At 64.8% G+C, this 18662-nt stretch carries 18 protein-coding genes; 9 read left to right on the top strand and 9 right to left on the bottom strand.

Annotated elements, in window-relative coordinates:
* Positions 1 to 5: 5 nt before the first annotated feature.
* Entirely contained in the window at positions 6 to 431 is a 426-nt protein-coding gene (ndk, locus tag HUT07_RS10865; protein WP_176020966.1) for a nucleoside-diphosphate kinase, read from the bottom strand.
* 282 nt (positions 432 to 713) lie between these two features.
* Between ndk and HUT07_RS10870 the strand changes: the two genes are divergently transcribed.
* From HUT07_RS10870 to HUT07_RS10880, 3 genes are all read left to right on the top strand, one after another.
* The gene (locus HUT07_RS10870) at positions 714 to 1370 is read left to right on the top strand and encodes a TetR family transcriptional regulator (RefSeq protein WP_176020967.1); all 657 of its coding nucleotides are present in this window, start codon (positions 714 to 716) and stop codon (positions 1368 to 1370) included.
* A 39-nt stretch (positions 1371 to 1409) separates the two neighbouring features.
* A complete protein-coding gene (locus HUT07_RS10875) occupies positions 1410 to 3782 on the top strand; it encodes a 3-hydroxyacyl-CoA dehydrogenase/enoyl-CoA hydratase family protein (RefSeq protein WP_176020968.1) in 2373 nt (790 codons plus the stop codon).
* Positions 3783 to 3856: 74 nt separating this feature from the next.
* On the top strand, positions 3857 to 5065 hold the full coding sequence (locus HUT07_RS10880) for an acetyl-CoA C-acyltransferase (protein WP_089240530.1): 1209 nt from the start codon (positions 3857 to 3859) through the stop codon (positions 5063 to 5065).
* A 452-nt stretch (positions 5066 to 5517) separates the two neighbouring features.
* Here the strand turns inward: HUT07_RS10880 and galU are convergent, their stop codons facing one another.
* The 8 genes from galU to cmk form a co-directional block, all read right to left on the bottom strand.
* A complete protein-coding gene (galU, locus tag HUT07_RS10885; RefSeq protein WP_176020969.1) occupies positions 5518 to 6396 on the bottom strand; it encodes a UTP--glucose-1-phosphate uridylyltransferase GalU in 879 nt (292 codons plus the stop codon).
* Positions 6393 to 8306: a nucleoside-diphosphate sugar epimerase/dehydratase gene (locus HUT07_RS10890; protein WP_176020970.1), complete on the bottom strand. Its 1914-nt coding sequence runs from the start codon at positions 8304 to 8306 to the stop codon at positions 6393 to 6395. The genes galU and HUT07_RS10890 overlap by 4 nt, the downstream gene beginning before the upstream one ends.
* A 15-nt stretch (positions 8307 to 8321) precedes the next feature.
* On the bottom strand, positions 8322 to 9299 hold the full coding sequence (locus HUT07_RS10895) for a glycosyltransferase family 4 protein (protein ID WP_176020971.1): 978 nt from the start codon (positions 9297 to 9299) through the stop codon (positions 8322 to 8324).
* Between the two features lie 3 nt (positions 9300 to 9302).
* On the bottom strand, positions 9303 to 10481 hold the full coding sequence (lapB, locus tag HUT07_RS10900; protein WP_176020972.1) for a lipopolysaccharide assembly protein LapB: 1179 nt from the start codon (positions 10479 to 10481) through the stop codon (positions 9303 to 9305).
* Between the two features lie 6 nt (positions 10482 to 10487).
* The gene (locus HUT07_RS10905) at positions 10488 to 10772 is read right to left on the bottom strand and encodes a lipopolysaccharide assembly protein LapA domain-containing protein (RefSeq protein ID WP_176020973.1); all 285 of its coding nucleotides are present in this window, start codon (positions 10770 to 10772) and stop codon (positions 10488 to 10490) included.
* A 79-nt stretch (positions 10773 to 10851) separates the two neighbouring features.
* Positions 10852 to 11157 (bottom strand): integration host factor subunit beta, encoded by a 306-nt coding sequence (locus tag HUT07_RS10910; RefSeq protein WP_005409286.1) that lies wholly within the window; start codon positions 11155 to 11157, stop codon positions 10852 to 10854.
* Between the two features lie 90 nt (positions 11158 to 11247).
* The gene (rpsA, locus tag HUT07_RS10915) at positions 11248 to 12933 is read right to left on the bottom strand and encodes a 30S ribosomal protein S1 (protein ID WP_025875032.1); all 1686 of its coding nucleotides are present in this window, start codon (positions 12931 to 12933) and stop codon (positions 11248 to 11250) included.
* A gap of 201 nt (positions 12934 to 13134) precedes the next feature.
* Positions 13135 to 13812, bottom strand: a complete 678-nt coding sequence (gene cmk / locus HUT07_RS10920; RefSeq protein WP_176020974.1) for a (d)CMP kinase — start codon at positions 13810 to 13812, stop codon at positions 13135 to 13137.
* A 197-nt stretch (positions 13813 to 14009) separates the two neighbouring features.
* On the opposite strand from cmk, the gene ykgO reads away from it, so the two are divergent.
* The 6 genes from ykgO to HUT07_RS10950 all read left to right on the top strand — a co-directional run bounded on the left by ykgO (position 14010) and on the right by HUT07_RS10950 (position 18509).
* Entirely contained in the window at positions 14010 to 14135 is a 126-nt protein-coding gene (ykgO, locus tag HUT07_RS10925; protein WP_005409283.1) for a type B 50S ribosomal protein L36, read from the top strand.
* 146 nt (positions 14136 to 14281) lie between these two features.
* Positions 14282 to 14611: a hypothetical protein gene (locus HUT07_RS10930; RefSeq protein ID WP_089240526.1), complete on the top strand. Its 330-nt coding sequence runs from the start codon at positions 14282 to 14284 to the stop codon at positions 14609 to 14611.
* A gap of 39 nt (positions 14612 to 14650) precedes the next feature.
* Positions 14651 to 15688, top strand: coding sequence for an agmatine deiminase family protein (locus HUT07_RS10935; RefSeq protein ID WP_176020975.1), 1038 nt, complete (start codon positions 14651 to 14653; stop codon positions 15686 to 15688).
* Positions 15689 to 15851: 163 nt separating this feature from the next.
* On the top strand, positions 15852 to 16739 hold the full coding sequence (locus HUT07_RS10940; RefSeq protein WP_176020976.1) for a carbon-nitrogen hydrolase: 888 nt from the start codon (positions 15852 to 15854) through the stop codon (positions 16737 to 16739).
* 14 nt (positions 16740 to 16753) lie between these two features.
* Positions 16754 to 17284 (top strand): GNAT family N-acetyltransferase, encoded by a 531-nt coding sequence (locus HUT07_RS10945; RefSeq protein WP_176020977.1) that lies wholly within the window; start codon positions 16754 to 16756, stop codon positions 17282 to 17284.
* Positions 17277 to 18509 (top strand): TraB/GumN family protein, encoded by a 1233-nt coding sequence (locus HUT07_RS10950; RefSeq protein ID WP_176020978.1) that lies wholly within the window; start codon positions 17277 to 17279, stop codon positions 18507 to 18509. Before HUT07_RS10945 ends, HUT07_RS10950 begins: the two co-directional genes overlap by 8 nt.
* Positions 18510 to 18662 lie beyond the last annotated feature (153 nt).

Below are 18662 nucleotides of genomic sequence, written 5' to 3' on the forward strand. Positions count from 1 at the left end.
TACTCTCAGCGCGAAACGACTTCGGTGGCGGCGAAGAAGTACGCGATTTCAATCGCGGCATTCTCGACCGAGTCCGAGCCGTGTGCGGCATTGGCATCGATGGATTCGGCGAAGTCGGCGCGGATGGTGCCCGGCGCGGCTTCCTTCGGGTTGGTGGCGCCCAGCAGGTCGCGGTGGGCCAGGACGGCGTTCTCGCCTTCCAGGGCCTGGATCATCACCGGGCCGGAGATCATGAACTCGACCAGCGCGTTGAAGAACGGACGCTCGCGGTGCACGGCGTAGAAGCCTTCGGCTTCACGGCGCGACAGCTGCTTGTACTTGGCGGCCACGACCTTCAGGCCAGCCTTTTCAAAGCGGGCGTAGATTTCGCCGATGACGTTCTTGGCAACGGCGTCCGGCTTGACGATCGAAAGGGTGCGCTCCAGCGCCATGGGATGTCTCCAATGGAATCGGGCCGCTGATGGCCCGAAGGGTAACAAAAAAAAAGCCGCGTCGAAACGCGGGCTTAGCCTGATAAACGTGCGCGGATTGTAAGAGATCCCGCTCAGTAGTGCCAGCCCATGGCTGGCAGGCCGAACCCCGTTGCCAGCCATGGGCTGGCACTACTGAATGACCTGTAACCGGTCCGGGCATTTTTGCTGCACTGCAAAATGCCATACGCTACCGTCTGGTTCTAGTATCAAACAATCGTTTGATTAAGGTCCGCCCGCCCGATGGCCAAGCCCGCCCACTTCTCGACCAAGGACCGGATCCTCGGCGCCGCCGAGGAGCTGTTCGCCCAGCACGGCTTTGCCGGCACCTCGCTGCGCCAGGTCACCAGCCAGGCCGACGTCAACATCGCCGCGGTGAACTATCACTTCGGCTCCAAGGAAAACCTGGTCAACGAAGTCTTCCGCCGCCGCATGGACGAGATGACCGGCGCCCGCCTGTCGCAGCTTGAACGCGCCCGCGCAGAGCACCCCGGCGAACTGCGGCCGGTGCTGGCCGCCTTCGTCGAACCGGCGTTGGCGCTGGCCCAGGACCGCCAGAACGGCGGCGCCTTCGTCCGCGTGATCGCCCGCGCCTACGCTGAAAAGAACGACAACCTGCGCAAGTTCCTGTCCGACCACTACGGCCACGTCCTGCGCGAGTTCGGCAAGGCCATCGCCACCTGCGTGCCCGGCCTGAGCAAGGAAGAGCTCTACTGGCGCCTGGATTTCCTGGCCGGTTCGCTGACCTACGCCATGGCCGATTTCGGGCTGATCAAGCGACCCGCCGGTGTCACCGAAACGGCGCATCGTGCCCATGCGGCCCATGAACTGATCCATTTCGCCGAGGCCGGGTTCCGCGCCGCCGCCCGCAGCGGCAGCGCCGTGCCCGCCTCCTCCTGATTCCACCCAGTAACTGCTGACCAACAAAGGCCCTACACCATGTCCAATTCCCTGCTAGTCCGCCGCGCCGCCGTGCTGGGTGCCGGCGTCATGGGTGCCCAGATCGCCGCCCACCTCACCAACGCTGGCGTCGACACCGTGCTGTTCGACCTGCCCGCCAAGGAAGGTCCGGCCGATGGCATCGTGCTGAAGTCGATCGCCAACCTGGGCAAGCTGAGCCCGGCGCCGCTGGCCAGCAAGTCGCTGGCCGAAGCCATCACCCCGGCCAACTACGAGACCGGCCTGGAACAGTTGAAGGACTGCGACCTGATCATCGAGGCCATCGCCGAGCGCATGGACTGGAAGCAGGACCTGTACAAGAAGATCGCCCCGTTCGTGGCCGACCACGCGGTGCTGGCCTCCAACACCTCGGGCCTGGGCATCAACAAGCTGGCCGACGTGCTGCCGGAACAGTTGCGCCACCGCTTCTGCGGCGTGCACTTCTTCAACCCGCCGCGCTACATGCACCTGGCCGAGCTGATTCCGGCCACCACCACCGACGCCAGCGTGCTGGAAGGCCTGGAAGCGTTCCTGGTCACCACCCTGGGCAAGGGCGTGGTGTACGCCAAGGACACCCCGAATTTCATCGGCAACCGCATCGGCGTGTTCTCGATCCTGTCCACCATCCACCACACCCAGCAGTTCGGCCTGGGCTTTGATGAAGTGGACGGCCTGACCGGCCCGCTGGTCGGTCGCCCGAAGTCGGCCACCTACCGCACCTCCGACGTGGTCGGCCTGGACACCATGGCCCACGTCATCAAGACCATGGGCGATACCCTGCCGAACGACCCGTGGCATGAATTCTTCAAGTCGCCGAAGTGGCTGGACGCGCTGATTGCCAAGGGCGCGCTGGGCCAGAAGACCGGCGCGGGCATCTTCCGCAAGGTCGGCAAGGACATCGTGGTGCTGGACCTGGAAAAGCAGGATTACCGCCCGGCCGATCGCACTGCCGCGCCGGAAGTGGTCGAGATCCTGAAGATCAAGAACCCGGCCGAAAAGTTCGCCAAGCTGCGCGAAAGCCAGCACCCGCAGGCGCAGTTCCTGTGGGCGACCTTCCGCGACCTGTTCCATTACAGCGCCTACCACCTGGCCGACATCGCCGAGACCGCGCGCGACGTCGATCTGGCCATCCGCTGGGGCTACGGCTGGTCGCTGGGCCCGTTCGAAACCTGGCAGGCCGCGGGCTGGAAGCAGGTCGCACAGTGGATCGCCGATGACATCGTCGCCGGCAAGAGCATGAGCAACGCCCCGCTGCCGGATTGGGTGTTCGATGGCCGCGACGGCGTGCACGCCGCCGAGGGCAGCTACAGCCCGTCGCGCAACGCCAAGCTGCCGCGTTCGTCGCTGCCGGTGTACCAGCGCCAGCGCTTCCCCGATCCGCTGCTGGGCGAGAAGTTCGCGCCGGGCGAGACCGTGTTCGAGAACGACGGCCTGCGCATGTGGCACGACGGTGATGGCATCGCCGTGGTCAGCTTCAAGACCAAGATGAACACCGTGTCCGACCACGTGCTGGATGGCCTGCAGGAGTGCGTCACGCGCGCCGAGAAGGACTTCCAGGGCCTGGTGATCTGGCAGCAGAAGGAACCCTTCTCCGCCGGTGCCGACCTGGCCGGTGCCCTCGGCCTGCTGCAGGCCGGCAAGGTCGACCAGTTCGAAGAGATGGTGCACAACTTCCAGCGCACCAGCCAGCGCATCAAGTACTCGCTGGTGCCGGTGGTGGCTGCCGTGCGTGGCCTGGCCCTGGGTGGCGGCTGCGAGTTCCAGATGCACAGCGCCAAGACCGTGGCCTTCCTGGAAAGCTACATCGGCCTGGTCGAGGCCGGCGTCGGCCTGCTGCCGGCCGGTGGTGGCCTGAAGGAACTGGCCGTGCGCGCCTCTCAGGCGGCCGGTCCGGGCGGTGATGTGTTCGCCGAACTGAAGAAGACCTTCGAAACCGTGGCCATGGCCAAGGTGTCCAACTCGGCGGTCAACGCCCAGGAGCTGGGCCTGCTGCGCAGCACCGACAAGGTGGTGTTCAACAGCTACGAGGCGCTGTACATCGCCAAGGCCGAAGCACGTGCGCTGGCCGAAGCCGGCTACCGTCCGCCGCTGCCGGCACGCCGCATCCAGGTGGCCGGTGACGTCGGCATCGCGACCTTCAAGATGATGCTGGTCAACATGCTGGAAGGCCGTTTCATCAGCCCGTACGACTACGAGATTGCCGAACGCATCGCCACCGTGCTGTGCGGCGGCAAGGTCGACCGCGGCACCCTGGTGGACGAAGAGTGGCTGCTGACCCTTGAGCGCAAGCACTTCGTCGAACTGGCCCAGCAGGAAAAGACCCAGGCCCGCATCGCGCACATGCTGAAGACCGGCAAGCCGCTGCGGAACTGATTGCCCCTCCCTGCTTTTGGTGGGTGCCGACCGTTGGTCGGCACTCCGGCTAAAAAATTCAAGAGATCACTGCAATGACCAAGCAAATCCAGGACGCCTACATCGTCGCCGCCACCCGTACCCCGGTTGGCAAGGCGCCCAAGGGCATGTTCCGCAACACCCGCCCCGACGACATGCTGGCCCACGTGCTGCGCAGCGTCGTCGCCCAGGCACCGGGCGTGGACGTCAACCGCATCGATGACGCGATCATCGGCTGCGCGATGCCGGAAGCCGAGCAGGGCATGAACGTGGCCCGCATCGGCGTGCTGCTGGCTGGCCTGCCGAACACCATCGCCGCGCAGACCGTGAACCGCTTCTGCTCCTCCGGCCTGCAGGCCGTGGCGCAGGCCGCCGACGCGATCCGCCTTGGCAACGCCGACCTGATGCTGGCCGGTGGCACCGAATCGATGTCGATGGTGCCGATGATGGGCAACAAGATCGCGATGGCCCCGAGCGTGTTCGACAACGACCACGTCGCCATTGCCTACGGCATGGGCATCACCGCCGAGAAGGTCGCTGAAGAGTGGAAGGTCTCGCGCGAAGACCAGGACGCGTTCGCCCTGGCCTCGCACCAGAAGGCCATGGCGGCCATCCAGAATGGCGACTTCAAGGACGAGATCAGCCCGTACGAGATCGTCTCGCACCAGCCCGACCTGGCCGACGGCAAGCGCATCATCACCCGCAACAAGGTGGCTGATACCGACGAGGGCCCGCGCCCGGATTCCTCGGCAGAAGGCCTGGCCAAGCTGCGCCCGGTGTTCCGCAATGGCCAGTTCGGCGGTACCGTCACCGCTGGCAACTCCTCGCAGATGAGCGATGGCGCCGGTGCGGTGCTGCTGGCCTCGGAACAGGCGATCAAGGATTACGGCCTGACCCCGCTGGCCCGTTTCGTCAGCTTCTCGGTGGCCGGCGTGCGCCCGGAAGTGATGGGCATCGGCCCGATCGCCGCGATTCCGAAGGCACTGAAGCAGGCCGGCCTGACCCAGGACCAGCTGGACTGGATCGAGCTCAACGAAGCCTTCGCCGCACAGTCGCTGGCAGTGATCCGCGATTGCGGCCTGGACCCGAGCAAGGTCAACCCGCTGGGCGGCGCGATCGCCCTGGGCCACCCGCTGGGCGCGACCGGTGCGATCCGTACCGCCACCCTGCTGCACGGCCTGCGTCGTCGCCAGCAGAAGTACGGCATGGTGACGATGTGCATCGGCACCGGCATGGGCGCAGCGGGTATTTTCGAGGCGCTGTAAGGATCAAAGCGTTGCCGGCTGATTGCTGGCGGCGGGGCCCGGGCGGGTGAGGCTGCCCGGGACACGCCGCAAGTACATCCCTGTAGGCTTGGCAGCGGCATCCATGCCGCTGACAGTCCCGGTCAGCCTCACCCACCCGCGCCATCCAACATTCCGCGCGGCGGAGGGATGAGCAAAGGCAGTAGATCCACGCCATGCGTGGATGCTCTGGAAACGAAAAAGGCAGCCAATGGCTGCCTTTTCCGTTTCTGCACTTGCCCTTGATTCCGCCCTTCCCGTCCGCGCCGCACGGAAACTGTCGAGAGGGGGCGGATGGCCCTCTCCAAAACCGTTGGCGCCATGGATGGCGCCATCGAGCACCATGGAAGGGCTTTGGCGTGTTTTGGAGAGGGCCATCCGCCCCCTCCCCCACGTATCAATCAAGGCGCCGCGAACGGAGCGCTTGATAAACCTTATTCCGCCAGCATCGCCGCCAGCTTCTCGCGCGCCGGGCCGGCCAGCTTCGGGTTGTCCAGCGCGAAGCGGATCGTCGCCTCCACCAGACCCAGATGCGTGCCACAGTCGAAACGGGTGCCCTCGAAACGATAGGCATCGACCTCTTCGGTCTTCAGCAGTTCGGCGATCGCATCGGTCAGCTGGATCTCGCCCCCGGCACCGGTGCGGGTCTGCTCGAGCAACTCGAAAATCTTCGGGCTCAGCACGTAGCGCCCCACCACCGCCAGATCGCTCGGTGCGTCCTCCGGCTTCGGCTTCTCGACGATCTGCGAAATACGGCCCTTGCGGCCATCGAAGGCCTCGGTGGCGACAATGCCATAGCTGGCGGTCTTGTCGTGCGGCACATCTTCAACAGCAATGACGCTGGCGCCACTGGCTTCGTTGAGATCGGCCATCTGCTTCAGCGCGCCGTCGCCGCGGTTCCAGATCAGGTCGTCCGGCAGCAGCACCGCAAACGGTTCGTCACCGATCACGGCCTTGGCACACAGCACCGCATGGCCCAGGCCCAGCGCCTCGGCCTGGGTGACGAAGATCGCGCGCACACCTTCCGGCAGCACATGGCGGATCAACTCCAGCTGCTCCTGCTTGCCGGCGCGCTCGAGCTTCTGCTCCAGCTCGTAGGCCTTGTCGAAATAGTCGGCAACGGCGTGCTTGTAGCGATTGGTGATGAACACCAGGGTGTCACAGCCTGCTTCGATCGCTTCATCGACGGCGTACTGGATCAGCGGTCGATCAATGATCGGCAGCATTTCCTTCGGCACCGTCTTGGTTGCCGGAAGAAAACGCGTACCCAGACCTGCTACCGGAAATACCGCCTTGCGAATGCGCTTGCTCATTGGTGCCTGCTGGCCTCACGTGCCGGAAAGGGCACAACCTTAGCGGATGAAATGTAAGCATCCTGTTCGATTGGCGAGAATTCCGGCATGGTCGCGAACAGGACTTCCTGGATCGTATCGATGTCGTACCTGGCAATCGCCTCGCGCAGCTTGGGCACGTTGCCCAGCACGATGTCGCGCGAGAACGCACGTACGCCGGCTTCCAGAATCTTCGGATGCGCGGTCGGCCGGTAGTCCTCGTCGGAATAGAACAGCGTCTCGTGCAGCTTCTCGCCAGGACGCATGCCGGTGTAGATGATCGGGATGTCCTTGTAGGGCTGCTTGCCCGCCAGGCGGATCATCTGTTCGGCCAGCACCCGGATCGGCACCGGCTCGCCCATGTCCAACGTATAGATCGCCCCATGCGACGCCGATGCGGCGGCCTGCAGGATCAACTGGCACGCCTCGGGAATGGTCATGAAATAGCGGCTGACCTCCGGGTCGGTCACCGTGACCGGTCCGCCCTTGAGGATCTGCTCGCGGAACAACGGCACCACGCTGCCGGCCGACGCCAGCACGTTGCCGAAGCGTACGGTCACGAAACGGGTGTGCGTGGACTTCTGGTCAAGGCTCTGGCAGATCATCTCCGCATAGCGCTTGCTGGCGCCCAGCGCATTGACCGGGTCCACCGCCTTGTCGGTCGAAATGAACACGAAGTGCTCGACGCGGGCTTCCAGACAGGCACGGGCCACGTTCTCGGTGGCCAGGATGTTGTTGCGAACGGCTTCGCGCAGCTGACGCTCCAGCACCGGCACATGCTTGTAGGCAGCCGCATGGAAAGCCGTGTCGACCGGATGCAGCGACAACGCATGGCGGATCACTGCAGGATCGCCGCAGTCACCGAGCACGGCTTCGATCTCGACATCCGGGAAGCTACGGCGCAGCTCGCCCTCGATGGTCAACAGCAGCAGTTCGCTGATCTCCAGCAGCACGATGCGACCCGCACCGTGGCGCGCGCACTGGCGACACAGCTCGGACCCGATCGAGCCACCGGCACCGGTCACCATCACCGTGCGCCCGCCCAACCAGCCGCGGATGAGGTTCCAGTCCGGCATGATCGGCTTGCGCCCGAGCAGATCTTCGATCGCCACTTCCTTCAACTGGCCCGGCAGCGACTGTCCCTGCAGGATGTCGCTGAGCTTGGGCACGGTGCGGAACGGAATGCCGGTGCTCTCGCAGATGGCGACCACGCGCTGCATGCCGACGGCATCCAGCGAGGGCATGGCGATCACCAGCAGCTTGGCCGCAGTCTCACGGGCCACCGCCGGTGCGTCGTCCAGCGTGCCCAGGATCGGCAGGCTCTGCAGCTTGGCGCCACGCAGGTGCGGCGCATCATCGAGCAGGCCGACCGGCTCGAAGTTGCCGGACCGGCGCAGGTCGCGCACCAGGGTTTCAGCGGCCTGGCCGGCGCCGAGAATCAGCACACGGCGCGCGGTCGAATCGGACTGCAGCGACTGGTAGTCCTTCCATGCCCGGTACAACAGGCGCGGTGCGCCCAGCAGTGCCGACAGCGCAAACGGATAGATCACCAGCACCGACATCGGCACGCCGTTGAAGCGCTTCCAGGCCAGCACCAGAACAATGGCGATCAGGCCGATGAAGCTGGCCTTGAAGATGTTCAGCAGGTCGCTGACGCTGGCGAAGCGCCACAGCCCGCGATAGAGACCGATACGCCAGAACACCAGGCCCTGCAGCGCCAGCACCAGCGTGGTGTCCACGTTCCACAGCGGCAAGGCGGGAGCATCGGCGAGGATCGAGTAGCGACCCGCATGCAACAGCTGCCAACAGGCCCAGACCATGAACAAGTCGTGGCAGACGATGGCCGTACGCGGCATCAGGCCGAGGATTCTGTCCCGCCAGGGTGAAGACATAGATCGAGTAATTCCTTATGGGTGGCGCAATCCATTGCGCAGGAGGAGCCACAGCAGGGTCAGCGCGGCAAACCACGCGACCGCTACGGCAGCCTCCCACCTCGGCTGCAAATTGGTGCAGATATTGAACACTGTAATACTGAACAGGCCCAAAACAAAGTACATCCCTGTCACCTGGGCATGGCTGGCTCCTGCCTGGACCGCGCGCTGGTAGACATGCTGGGTGTGGGGTTCCATCCAGCGTTGCCCGGAAAGCATGCGCGCCAACAGCGTGAAGCCCGCGTCCACAAGGAAGGCGGACAAGGGCAGCAGCAGCAGGATCCAATGGATATCGGTGTGCAGGGCAGCAACGGCCAGCACGACGGCAACGGCGTAGCCCAGCGCGCCACTGCCTACATCCCCCATGAAGATCCGCGCCTGCGGAAAATTGAATGGCAGGAAACCCAGGCAGGCCAGGCCAAGCACGATGGCCACCAGCGACCAGGGCCAGGGCAGCACGGTGGCGAAGCCCAGCGCAACGATGACCGCCTGACTGCTGGCAATCCCGTTGATCCCATCCATGAAGTTCCAGATGTTGATCAGCGACGCGGTGAAGAACAGCACCAGCAGGCTCAACAACCAGCTGCCGCCGTGCATCTTGACCAGCCCCGCCAGCAACGCCGCGGCGACGAAATGCACCATCAACCGGCGCATGGCTGGCAGCGGTCGATGGTCATCCCACCAGCCAATGCCGGCAACGAGCAGCAGGCCAAGGCTGGCGACAGCAAGGCTGGGCGCAGCACCCGGCCAGACACAGGCAGCCACAGCCGCAGCCACCAGCAGGCTGATCACGATGGCGATACCGCCACCACGCGGGGTGGCGACGCTATGGCTGCGACGCTCCCCGGGCTGATCCAGCAGCTGCCTGCGCAGGGCATACACGCGCGCCGCCCAGGTCAACGCTGCGCTGAGCAGGGCCAGGCCCAGCAGCGCGGCCATCACGAGCCAGGGCATGATTCAGAGCACCGCGTAGTTCAGCAGCGGCTTGACTGTGCCCCACTCCTTGCAGCTCGGGCATTGCCAGTGATGGGTACGCGCGCCGAATCCGCAGCGGGTGCAGCGGTAGGCGGGGTTGCGCACCAGCAACTGGTCGGTGATGTGCTTGAGGTCGTGCAGGGTGGCAGTGGAATCTGCGCCCTCGGCCAGGGTGAGGTCGATCAGTGCCGATTCGCCGCGCACCGACGGGCGATCCTTGAGCTGGCGGCCGAGGTAGGCACGGGCAGGTGCAACACCCTCCTGCTCTTCCATCAGGCGGGTCAGGGCCAGCACCGGCGCGATACCACGGTAGTGCTCGGTCATCTCGGACAGGAAAGCACGCGCACCGGCCAGGTCGCCGACCTTGCGGTAGTTCTCCATCAGCGCGGGCAGCACTTCGGGCAGGTACTCCGGATCGTTGCGGGCAGCGCGCTCGAAAGCCCGCACGGCGGCCTCGGCGTTGCCCGCATCGGTTTCCAGGCGACCTTCAATGATGCCGGCGCGGACCGACATGGCATCGGCCTGGTAAGCGCGGGCAATGGCCGCCCTCGCCTCTTCCAGTTTGCCCGCGCCACGGAAGCGTTCGGCCAGCTCGCATTCGAACTGCCCGATCAGCTTGCCCATCGGCTCGCCGGTGACATCTTCGAAACGGGTCGCGTTGTCGATCGCCTTTTCCCAGTCGCGCTCGGCCTGGTAGATGCCGATCAGGTGCTTGAGCGCCTGCGGTGCGCGCTGGTCCAGCTGCGCCAGTTCGGTGAACACCGTTTCGGCGCGGTCCAGCAGGCCGGACTTCATGTAGTCCTCGCCCAGTGCCAGCAGGGCCTGCACGCGCTGCGCGTCGCTCAGGTCCTGGCGGTTGACCAGACCCTGGTGCAGACGGATCGCACGGTCCACTTCGCCACGGCGACGGAACAGATGGCCCAACGCGACCTGGGTCTCGAAGGTTTCCTTGTCCAGCTCTGCGATGTGCAGGAACAGCTCGATGGCCTTGTCCGGCTGCTCGTTGAGCAGATAGTTCAGGCCACGGAAATAGGTGCTGGACAGGTGGCTTACCTGGTTGTCACCGTGGCGTTGACCGCCGCGGCGTCCGATCACCCAGCCGGCCAGCGCCGCCAACGGAAGGCACAGGAAGAACCAGAACCACTCGGAAACGAATTCCATCTTCGATCAACGTCCATCAAAAGACTGGGAGGGGGCGACCGGCGCCGACGATGCAGCCGCCGATTTGTTGGCACGGCGCAGCTGGCTGTAGAGCGGAATCACCACGCTTACCAGCACCAGGCCAGCACCGACCACGACACCGATCAGCAGGGCTGCAATCAGCGCCACGCCAACGGAGGTGTTCAATTGGGTAAACAGCAGGTTGATCGACATGGCCGTCATGTTGACCGCACCAATGATCAGACCAAGGATCAGAACCGCCAGCAGGACCAGCAGACGAAAAACTTTCATGCGACAGCTCCATTGGCAGGAGGCCGTAGCTTATCCGACTCGTGGTGGGATTCGCACGAAGTCGCGCGACGGGGATGGCTCAGGCCGGATCTGCGTCCAGCGGCAGCACGCTGCTGACGCGCTCGCGCAATTCCTTGCCTGGCTTGAAATGAGGGACATGCTTGCCCGGCAGGGCAACCGATTCGCCGGTCTTCGGGTTGCGACCCAGGCGCGGCGGACGGTAGTGCAGCGAAAAACTGCCAAAGCCGCGGATCTCGATGCGATCGCCGGCCGACAGTGAGCCCCCCATCATTTCCAGCAATGACTTGACCGCCAGATCGACATCATCGGCCTTCAGGTGCGCCTGACGGCGCGCAAGGATTTCGATCAGTTCGGATTTGGTCATTACCGGCTCACATCAGGGGCATCTCAGCCTGAAACGGCCCGGGCAAGAGCCCGGGCCGTCCAGGAAACAACAAACAGCGTAAGGCCGATATTACTCGGACTTGTTGCCGTTCAGCTGTGCACGCAGCAGCGCGCCCAGCTGGGTGGTGCCGCTGGATGCCGACGAAGACTGGTATTCCTCCAGCACTTCGCGCATTTCCGCGTCGTCCTTGGCCTTGATCGACAGCTGCAGGGTACGACCCTTGCGATCCATGCCCACGAACTTGGCTTCAACCTTGTCGCCAACCTTCAGGTGCTGGGTCGCGTCGTCAACACGCTCGTTGGCGATGTCGCGAGCTGCAACATAGCCTTCGATGCCGTCGGACAGCTCGATGATCGCGCCCTTGGCGTCGACTTCCTTCACCACGCCTTCGACCTTGGAGCCCTTCGGATTGGTCGCCATGTACTGGCCGAACGGATCCTGCTCCAGCTGCTTGACGCCCAGCGAAATGCGCTCGCGCTCCGGATCGACGGCCAGGACGACTGCGTCCAGGTTGTCGCCCTTCTTGAAGTTGCGAACGATGTCTTCGCCAGTGGTCGCCCAGCTGATGTCGGACAGGTGAACCAGGCCGTCGATGCCGCCGTCCAGGCCGATGAAGATGCCGAAGTCGGTGATCGACTTGATCTGGCCCGACACCTTGTCACCCTTCTTGTGGGTGGCAGCGAAGGTTTCCCACGGATTGGCGGCAACCTGCTTCATGCCCAGCGAGATGCGGCGACGCTCCTCGTCGACGTCCAGGACCATGACTTCAACTTCGTCACCGACCTGCACAACCTTGGACGGGTTGACGTTCTTGTTGGTCCAATCCATCTCGGAAACGTGCACCAGGCCTTCGACGCCCGGCTCGATTTCGACGAATGCGCCGTAATCGGTGACGTTGGAGACCTTGCCGAACACGCGGCTGTTGGCCGGGTAACGACGGGCGATGTTATCCCACGGATCTTCGCCCAGCTGCTTCAGGCCCAGCGAAACGCGGTTGCGCTCGCGGTCGAACTTCAGCACGCGCACGTCCAGCTCGTCGCCGACGTTCACGACTTCGGACGGATGGCGCACGCGCTTCCATGCCATGTCGGTGATGTGCAGCAGGCCGTCGATACCGCCCAGGTCCACGAATGCGCCGTAATCGGTCAGGTTCTTGACGACACCCTTCAGGATCGCGCCTTCCTGCAGCTTGTCCATCAGCTGCTCGCGCTCTTCCGAGTGCTCGCTTTCGACGACAGCGCGGCGCGAGACCACGACGTTGTTGCGCTTGCGGTCAAGCTTGATGAGCTTGAATTCCAGCTCCTTGCCTTCCAGGTAGGCCGGATCGCGCACGGGGCGCACATCGACCAGGGAACCCGGCAGGAAGGCGCGGACATCCTTGATGTCCACGGTGAAACCACCCTTGACCTTGCCGCTGATGCGGCCGGTGATGGTTTCGTTCTTTTCCAACGCTTCTTCCAGCTCGTCCCACACCATCGCGCGCTTGGCCTTCTCGCGCGACAGGACGGTTTCACCGAAGCCGTTCTCGATCGAGTCGAGGGCGACCTTGACGATGTCGCCTTCGGCAACATCGATTTCGCCAGCGTCGTTACGGAACTGTTCGATCGGCACGATGCCTTCCGACTTCAGCCCGGCGTTGATCACCACGACGTCGCCGCGGACTTCAACAACGGTACCGCTGACGATGGCGCCCGGCTTCAGCTTGGCCAGGTTGGCCTGGCTGGCTTCAAACAGTTCGGCAAATGATTCGGTCATTAGATTTACTCTGTTGGACACATGGGTCGGTTGGCTTCCCTTCAGGGAATGGCTACCGCCCGCCTGTTGGTCGACCCCGGAATTGCAGGTCGTGTGTGGAAGTAGGAAAACCGCCACGCATCATTGCGCGACGGAGCTTTTACAGCACTGCAAATGCGCGACCCCTGCCGATGCTGCTGGCAGAGCTCCCGCGCGAACGGATCAGGCAGCCGGAACCGGAAGCAGATCCATCACTCTGGCAACGACATCTTCGATGCCGATGCCTGTGGTGTCGATGAGGACAGCATCGTCTGCCGGCTTCAGGGGCGCCACGGTACGCTGAGCATCACGGGCGTCGCGGGCCATGATCTCGCGCAGGAGGTCATCAAAGCTAACAGAAACCCCCTTGTCTTTCAACTGCTTATGCCGGCGCTCGGCGCGCTCCTCGGCACTGGCGGTCAGAAAGACCTTGTAAGGGGCGTCCGGGAAGATGACGGTCCCCATGTCGCGGCCATCGGCGACCAGCCCCGGCTCCATCCTGAATGCGCGCTGGCGCTCTTTCAGAGCGGCCCGGACTTCGGGAATGGCGGCAATTGCCGACGCCAGCGCCCCGGTGGTCTCCAGCCGCAGCTCGTCGGTGGCATCGGTGCCATTGACCAGGACCCGCATGGCATCGCCCTGCTCGACGAACTGGACATGGGTATCGAAGGTGCAGCGCACCAGCGCGGAGGCATCGGAGGTGTCGATGTCGGCCCAGCTGGCCGCCACGCCGACGGCGCGGTACAGGGCGCCCGAATCCAGGTAGTGCCAGCCCAACCGGCGCGCCACGATGCGGCTGATGGTACCCTTGCCGGCCCCTGACGGGCCGTCGATGGTCAGGACGGGAACGAGTGGATTCATGGGGGTCCTTGCGGGTGTGAAGGGGGCATTCTAGCCCCTGCCAGACCCCCCGTAACGGGCCATTTGTGCAACCACTTGAAACCATGGGGAAAAGCCCGGTAGAATGGCGGGCTTGAACGAGCGTCAACTGCCGATTGTCTTTCGCATATCGCGGCCACGCTCCACCCGAACAACTACTGTTTACGCCGAGGTATGCCATGAAAGTTCTGTCCTCCCTGAAGTCGGCGAAGGCCCGTCACCGTGACTGCAAGGTCGTGCGTCGTCGTGGCAAGATCTTCGTCATCTGCAAGTCGAACCCGCGTTTCAAGGCGCGTCAGCGCTGAGCCCAACGGTCCTTGTGACCGCGGCTGGCCCCACGCGGGGCCGACCCGATGCAAAAAGCCGCCTTCGGGCGGTTTTTTGTTTATGCGGTTTTTTCCTGCCGTTTTTGCTGTAATCGCTGTTCTTGACCACTGGGGAGTAGATCGAGATGACGCGTTACCTGTGCACCCTGGCCGTACTGGCCACCCTGGCTGCCGCCACTCCGGCGCTGGCCGATACCCTGCTTGTCGACCGCGCCCGTGAAAAGCCGGCCGGCGCCCTGCCCGTCCGCGGCCAGAGCATGCAGCAGGTGCAGTCCCAGTTCGGCGCGCCGGCAGAGCAGCTGCAGCCGCGCGGCGGGCAGAAACGGCAATGGCCGACCATCCACCGCTGGGTGTACCCGCAGTTCACCGTCTACTTCGAGAAGCAGAAGGTGATCGACGTGGTGGCAAACCAGGCGGATCCGAACGAAATCGGCCCCAAGCCGCCGATCCGTTGACCCCCATGCCCGCCACCGGCGGGCGCGTGTAGCGAGACCATGAACCAGACCCTTCGTTTTCCTGCCGAATGGGAAGCCCAGAGCGGCGTCCTGATTGCCTGGCCCACCGCCGACACCGACTGGGCTGACCGCCTGGGCCAGGTGGAAGAGACCTACATCGCCCTGGTTGCGGCGATCACCCGCTTCCAGCCGGTGCTGATCTGCGTGGCCGACGATGACGTGGAGACCTACGCCGAAATGCGGCTGCGCTCCAATCGCATCGACATGGACAAGGTCCACTTCACCACCGCTGCGTACGACGATACCTGGCTGCGTGATTCGGGCCCGATCACCCTGCGCCGCGCTGATGGCAGCTTCCAGCTGCTGGACTTCCGCTTCACCGGCTGGGGCGGCAAGTTCGATGCCACCCTCGATGACCAGCTGGTCGGCGTGCTCGACCAGGCCGGCGTGTTCAACAACGCGGCGGTGCGCAGCATTCCGTTCGCGCTGGAAGGCGGCGGCATCGAGACCGATGGCGAAGGCACCCTGCTGACCACCTGGAAGTGCCTGCACGAGCGTCATCCCGACCGTGACCGCGACAGCCTCAGCGCCGACCTGGCGGACTGGCTGCAGCAGGAGCGCGTGCTCTGGCTGGATCACGGCTACCTGGAAGGCGACGACACCGACGCCCATATCGACACCCTCGCCCGCTTCGCTTCGGCCGACAGCATCGTCTACCAGGCCTGCGACGACGAGAGCGACTCGCACTACGCCGAGCTGCAGGCGATGGGCGCCGAACTGGCCGCACTGCGCACGCGTGATGGGCAGCCCTACCGCCTGTTCCCGCTGCCGTGGGCAAAGCCGGTGATCGATGAAGGCCGCCGCCTGGCTGCGTCCTACGCCAATTACCTGATCGTCAACGGCGCGGTGCTGATGCCAGCCTATGGCGACCCGGCCGACGACCTCGCCCGCGACGTGCTGGCACAGGCCCACCCGGGCCGCGAGATCGTGCAGGTGCCCTGCCGCTCGCTGATCTGGCAGAACGGCAGCCTGCACTGCATCACCATGCAGCTGCCGGCCGGGCTGTTGAAAGCCTGAGAAGGGGTAGTGCCGGCCGCTGGCCGGCAACCAGGCACTGCCTGATGGATTGACGGGGTTGCCGGCCAGCGGCCGGCACTACCGTTCAACCATTCAGCGCGCGACACGCTGCCGTGCCGCATCCGCGTTAACATGCGGGTTTTCCCCCGCAGGATCGCCCCGCATGAACTCGCGCAGCCCCCTTACCGTCGCCCTGATCCAGGAGCGCAACCACGGTGATGCCGCCGCCAACCTGGCGGTGATCGAAGCGCGTGTTGCCGACGCGGCGGCACAGGGCGCGAAGCTGGTGCTGCTGCAGGAACTGCACAACGGTGCCTACTTCTGCCAGCACGAATCGGTCGATGAATTCGACCTTGCCGAGCCGATCCCGGGCCCGAGCACCGAGCGCCTGGGCGCACTGGCGAAGAAGCACGGCGTGGTGCTGGTCGGCTCGCTGTTCGAGCGCCGCGCTGCCGGCCTGTACCACAACACCGCCGTGGTCTTCGAGAAGGACGGTACGTTGCTGGGCAAGTACCGCAAGATGCACATTCCGGATGACCCGGGCTTCTACGAGAAGTTCTACTTCACGCCGGGCGACATCGGCTTCAAGCCGATCGACACCTCGGTCGGCCGCCTTGGCGTACTGGTGTGCTGGGACCAGTGGTACCCGGAAGCGGCGCGCCTGATGGCGCTGGCCGGTGCTGAACTGCTGCTCTACCCCACCGCGATCGGCTGGGACCCGGATGACGTGCAGGACGAGAAGACCCGCCAGCGCGACGCCTGGGTGCTGAGCCACCGTGGACACGCCGTGGCCAACGGCGTGCCGGTGCTCAGCTGCAACCGCGTGGGCCATGAAGCGTCGCCGCTGGGCGCCTCGGGCATCCAGTTCTGGGGCAACAGCCACGTGCTGGGCCCACAGGGCGAGTTCCTGGCCGAGGCCGGCACCGAGGCGACCATCCTGATGTGCGAGGTTGACCTGCAGCGCAGCGAGCACGTGCGCCGCATCTGGCCGTTCCTGCGCGATCGTCGCATCGACGCTTATGGCGATCTGCTCAAGCGCTACATCGACTGACCTGGAGCCCGCGCATGGCCGTACTCATCCGTGATGCCGGCCCGGCCGACATCGCTGCGATCACCGCGATCTACGCGGTGGAAGTGACCGACTTCGTCAACACCTACGAGTACGACATTCCCGACCAGGCCGAGATGCTGCGCCGCATGCGCGACATCATCGACCGCGGCTTCCCTTACCTGGTGGCCGAGGTCGACGGCCAGGTTGCCGGCTATGCATATGCCAACACCTACCGCACGCGCATCGCCTACCAGTGGACCGTTGAGAACTCGGTCTATGTCGATGCACGCTTCCAGGGCCGAGGCGTCGGCAAGGGCCTGCTGCAGGCGCTGATCGATGCCTGCACCGCACACGGCTTCCGACAGATGATCGCGGTGATCGGCGAGCCGACCAATACCGCGTCCATCAAGCTGCACGAACGCTTCGGCTTCCAGCTGGTAGGCGTGTTCCGCGGCCTCGGCCGCAAGCACGGCCGTTGGCTGGACACCGTACAGATGCAGCGCGCGCTCGGCGACGGCGCCGATTCCGCCCCTTCCAATGAATGATTCCATGACCGAAACCCTTCCCGAAACCGGCGACGATCTGTTTGCCGGCCAGCCCGTGCGCATCGTCGAACGCGACGGCGTGCGCTACACCCTGCTGGGCACCGCCCACGTCTCCCATGCCAGCGTCGAGGCGGTGGAAAAAGCCATCGACAGCGGACGATTCGACGCAGTGGCCGTCGAGCTTGACCCGCAGCGCCTGCAGGCACTGAGCGACCCGGACACGCTGGCCAAGCTGGACCTGGTGGAAGTGATCCGCAAGGGTCGCGTCGCGTTGTTCGCGGCCAACCTCGCGTTGTCGGCCTACCAGCGCCGACTGGCCGAACAGCTGGGCATCGAGCCGGGCGCCGAACTGAAGCGTGCGGTGGACCTGGCGCGCGAGCGCAACCTGCCGGTGCACCTGATCGACCGCGAAGTCGGGCTGACGTTCCGGCGTGCTTCGCAGCGGCTGGGCTTCTTCGGCAAGCTGAAGCTGGTGGCCGGGCTTGGCGCCGGCCTGTTCTCGTCCGAGGATGTCGGCGAAGACGAGATCGAGAAGCTGAAGCAGGGCGACATGCTGGAATCGAGCTTCGGCGAGTTCGCCAGCGAGAACCCGGCCCTGTACGAAACGATCATCGGCGAGCGCGACCGCTACATGGCCACGCGCCTGCGTGAAGCGCATGATCCGCAGCAGCGCGAAGTGCTGGCGGTGGTCGGCGCCGGTCACCTGGCCGGCCTGGCGCGTTACCTGGAAACCGATACCGAGGCGCCTGCGCCGTTGCGCGAGCAGCTGGAAGCGGTGCCGAAGAAGCGCAACATCCCGTGGTTCACCTTGGCGATCCTGGTCATCGTGGCGACCGGCATTGGCGTCGGCTTCTATCGTGGTGGACTGGGCGTGGGCACCGAACTTCTGGCGACCTGGGCGATGTATACCGGCGGCCTGGCTGGCCTGGGCTGTCTGGTCGCCGGCAGCCATCCGCTGAGCATCCTCACCGCGATCGCGGTGGCGCCGTTCAAGCCGTTCCGCCTGAGCATCCCCACCGGTGCGTTCTCGGCACTGGTGGAGGCGCGCCTGCGCAAGCCGACCTACGACGATTTCCTCAAGCTGCGTGACGATGCACAGTCGTTGAAGGGCTGGTACCGCAATCGCGTCACCCGCGTGGTGCTGACCTTCATGCTGACCAACCTCGGCAGCGGGCTGGGTCTGTGGCTGACCGCAGGAAAGGTGTGGAGCAAGGTGGCGAGCTGATGGTTGCGCCGGGCGTGGCCCGACGCTACCGGTAGGTGCCAACCTTGGTTGGCACGGCATTTACACCGATGCGGCAATGAAAAAATGGGGGAGACCGCCCCACTACGACCGGTCTCCCCCACACCACAACACTCATTTTCGCGCCCGTCAGCC

Source organism: Stenotrophomonas sp. NA06056, assembly GCF_013364355.1.
Lineage (GTDB): Bacteria > Pseudomonadota > Gammaproteobacteria > Xanthomonadales > Xanthomonadaceae > Stenotrophomonas.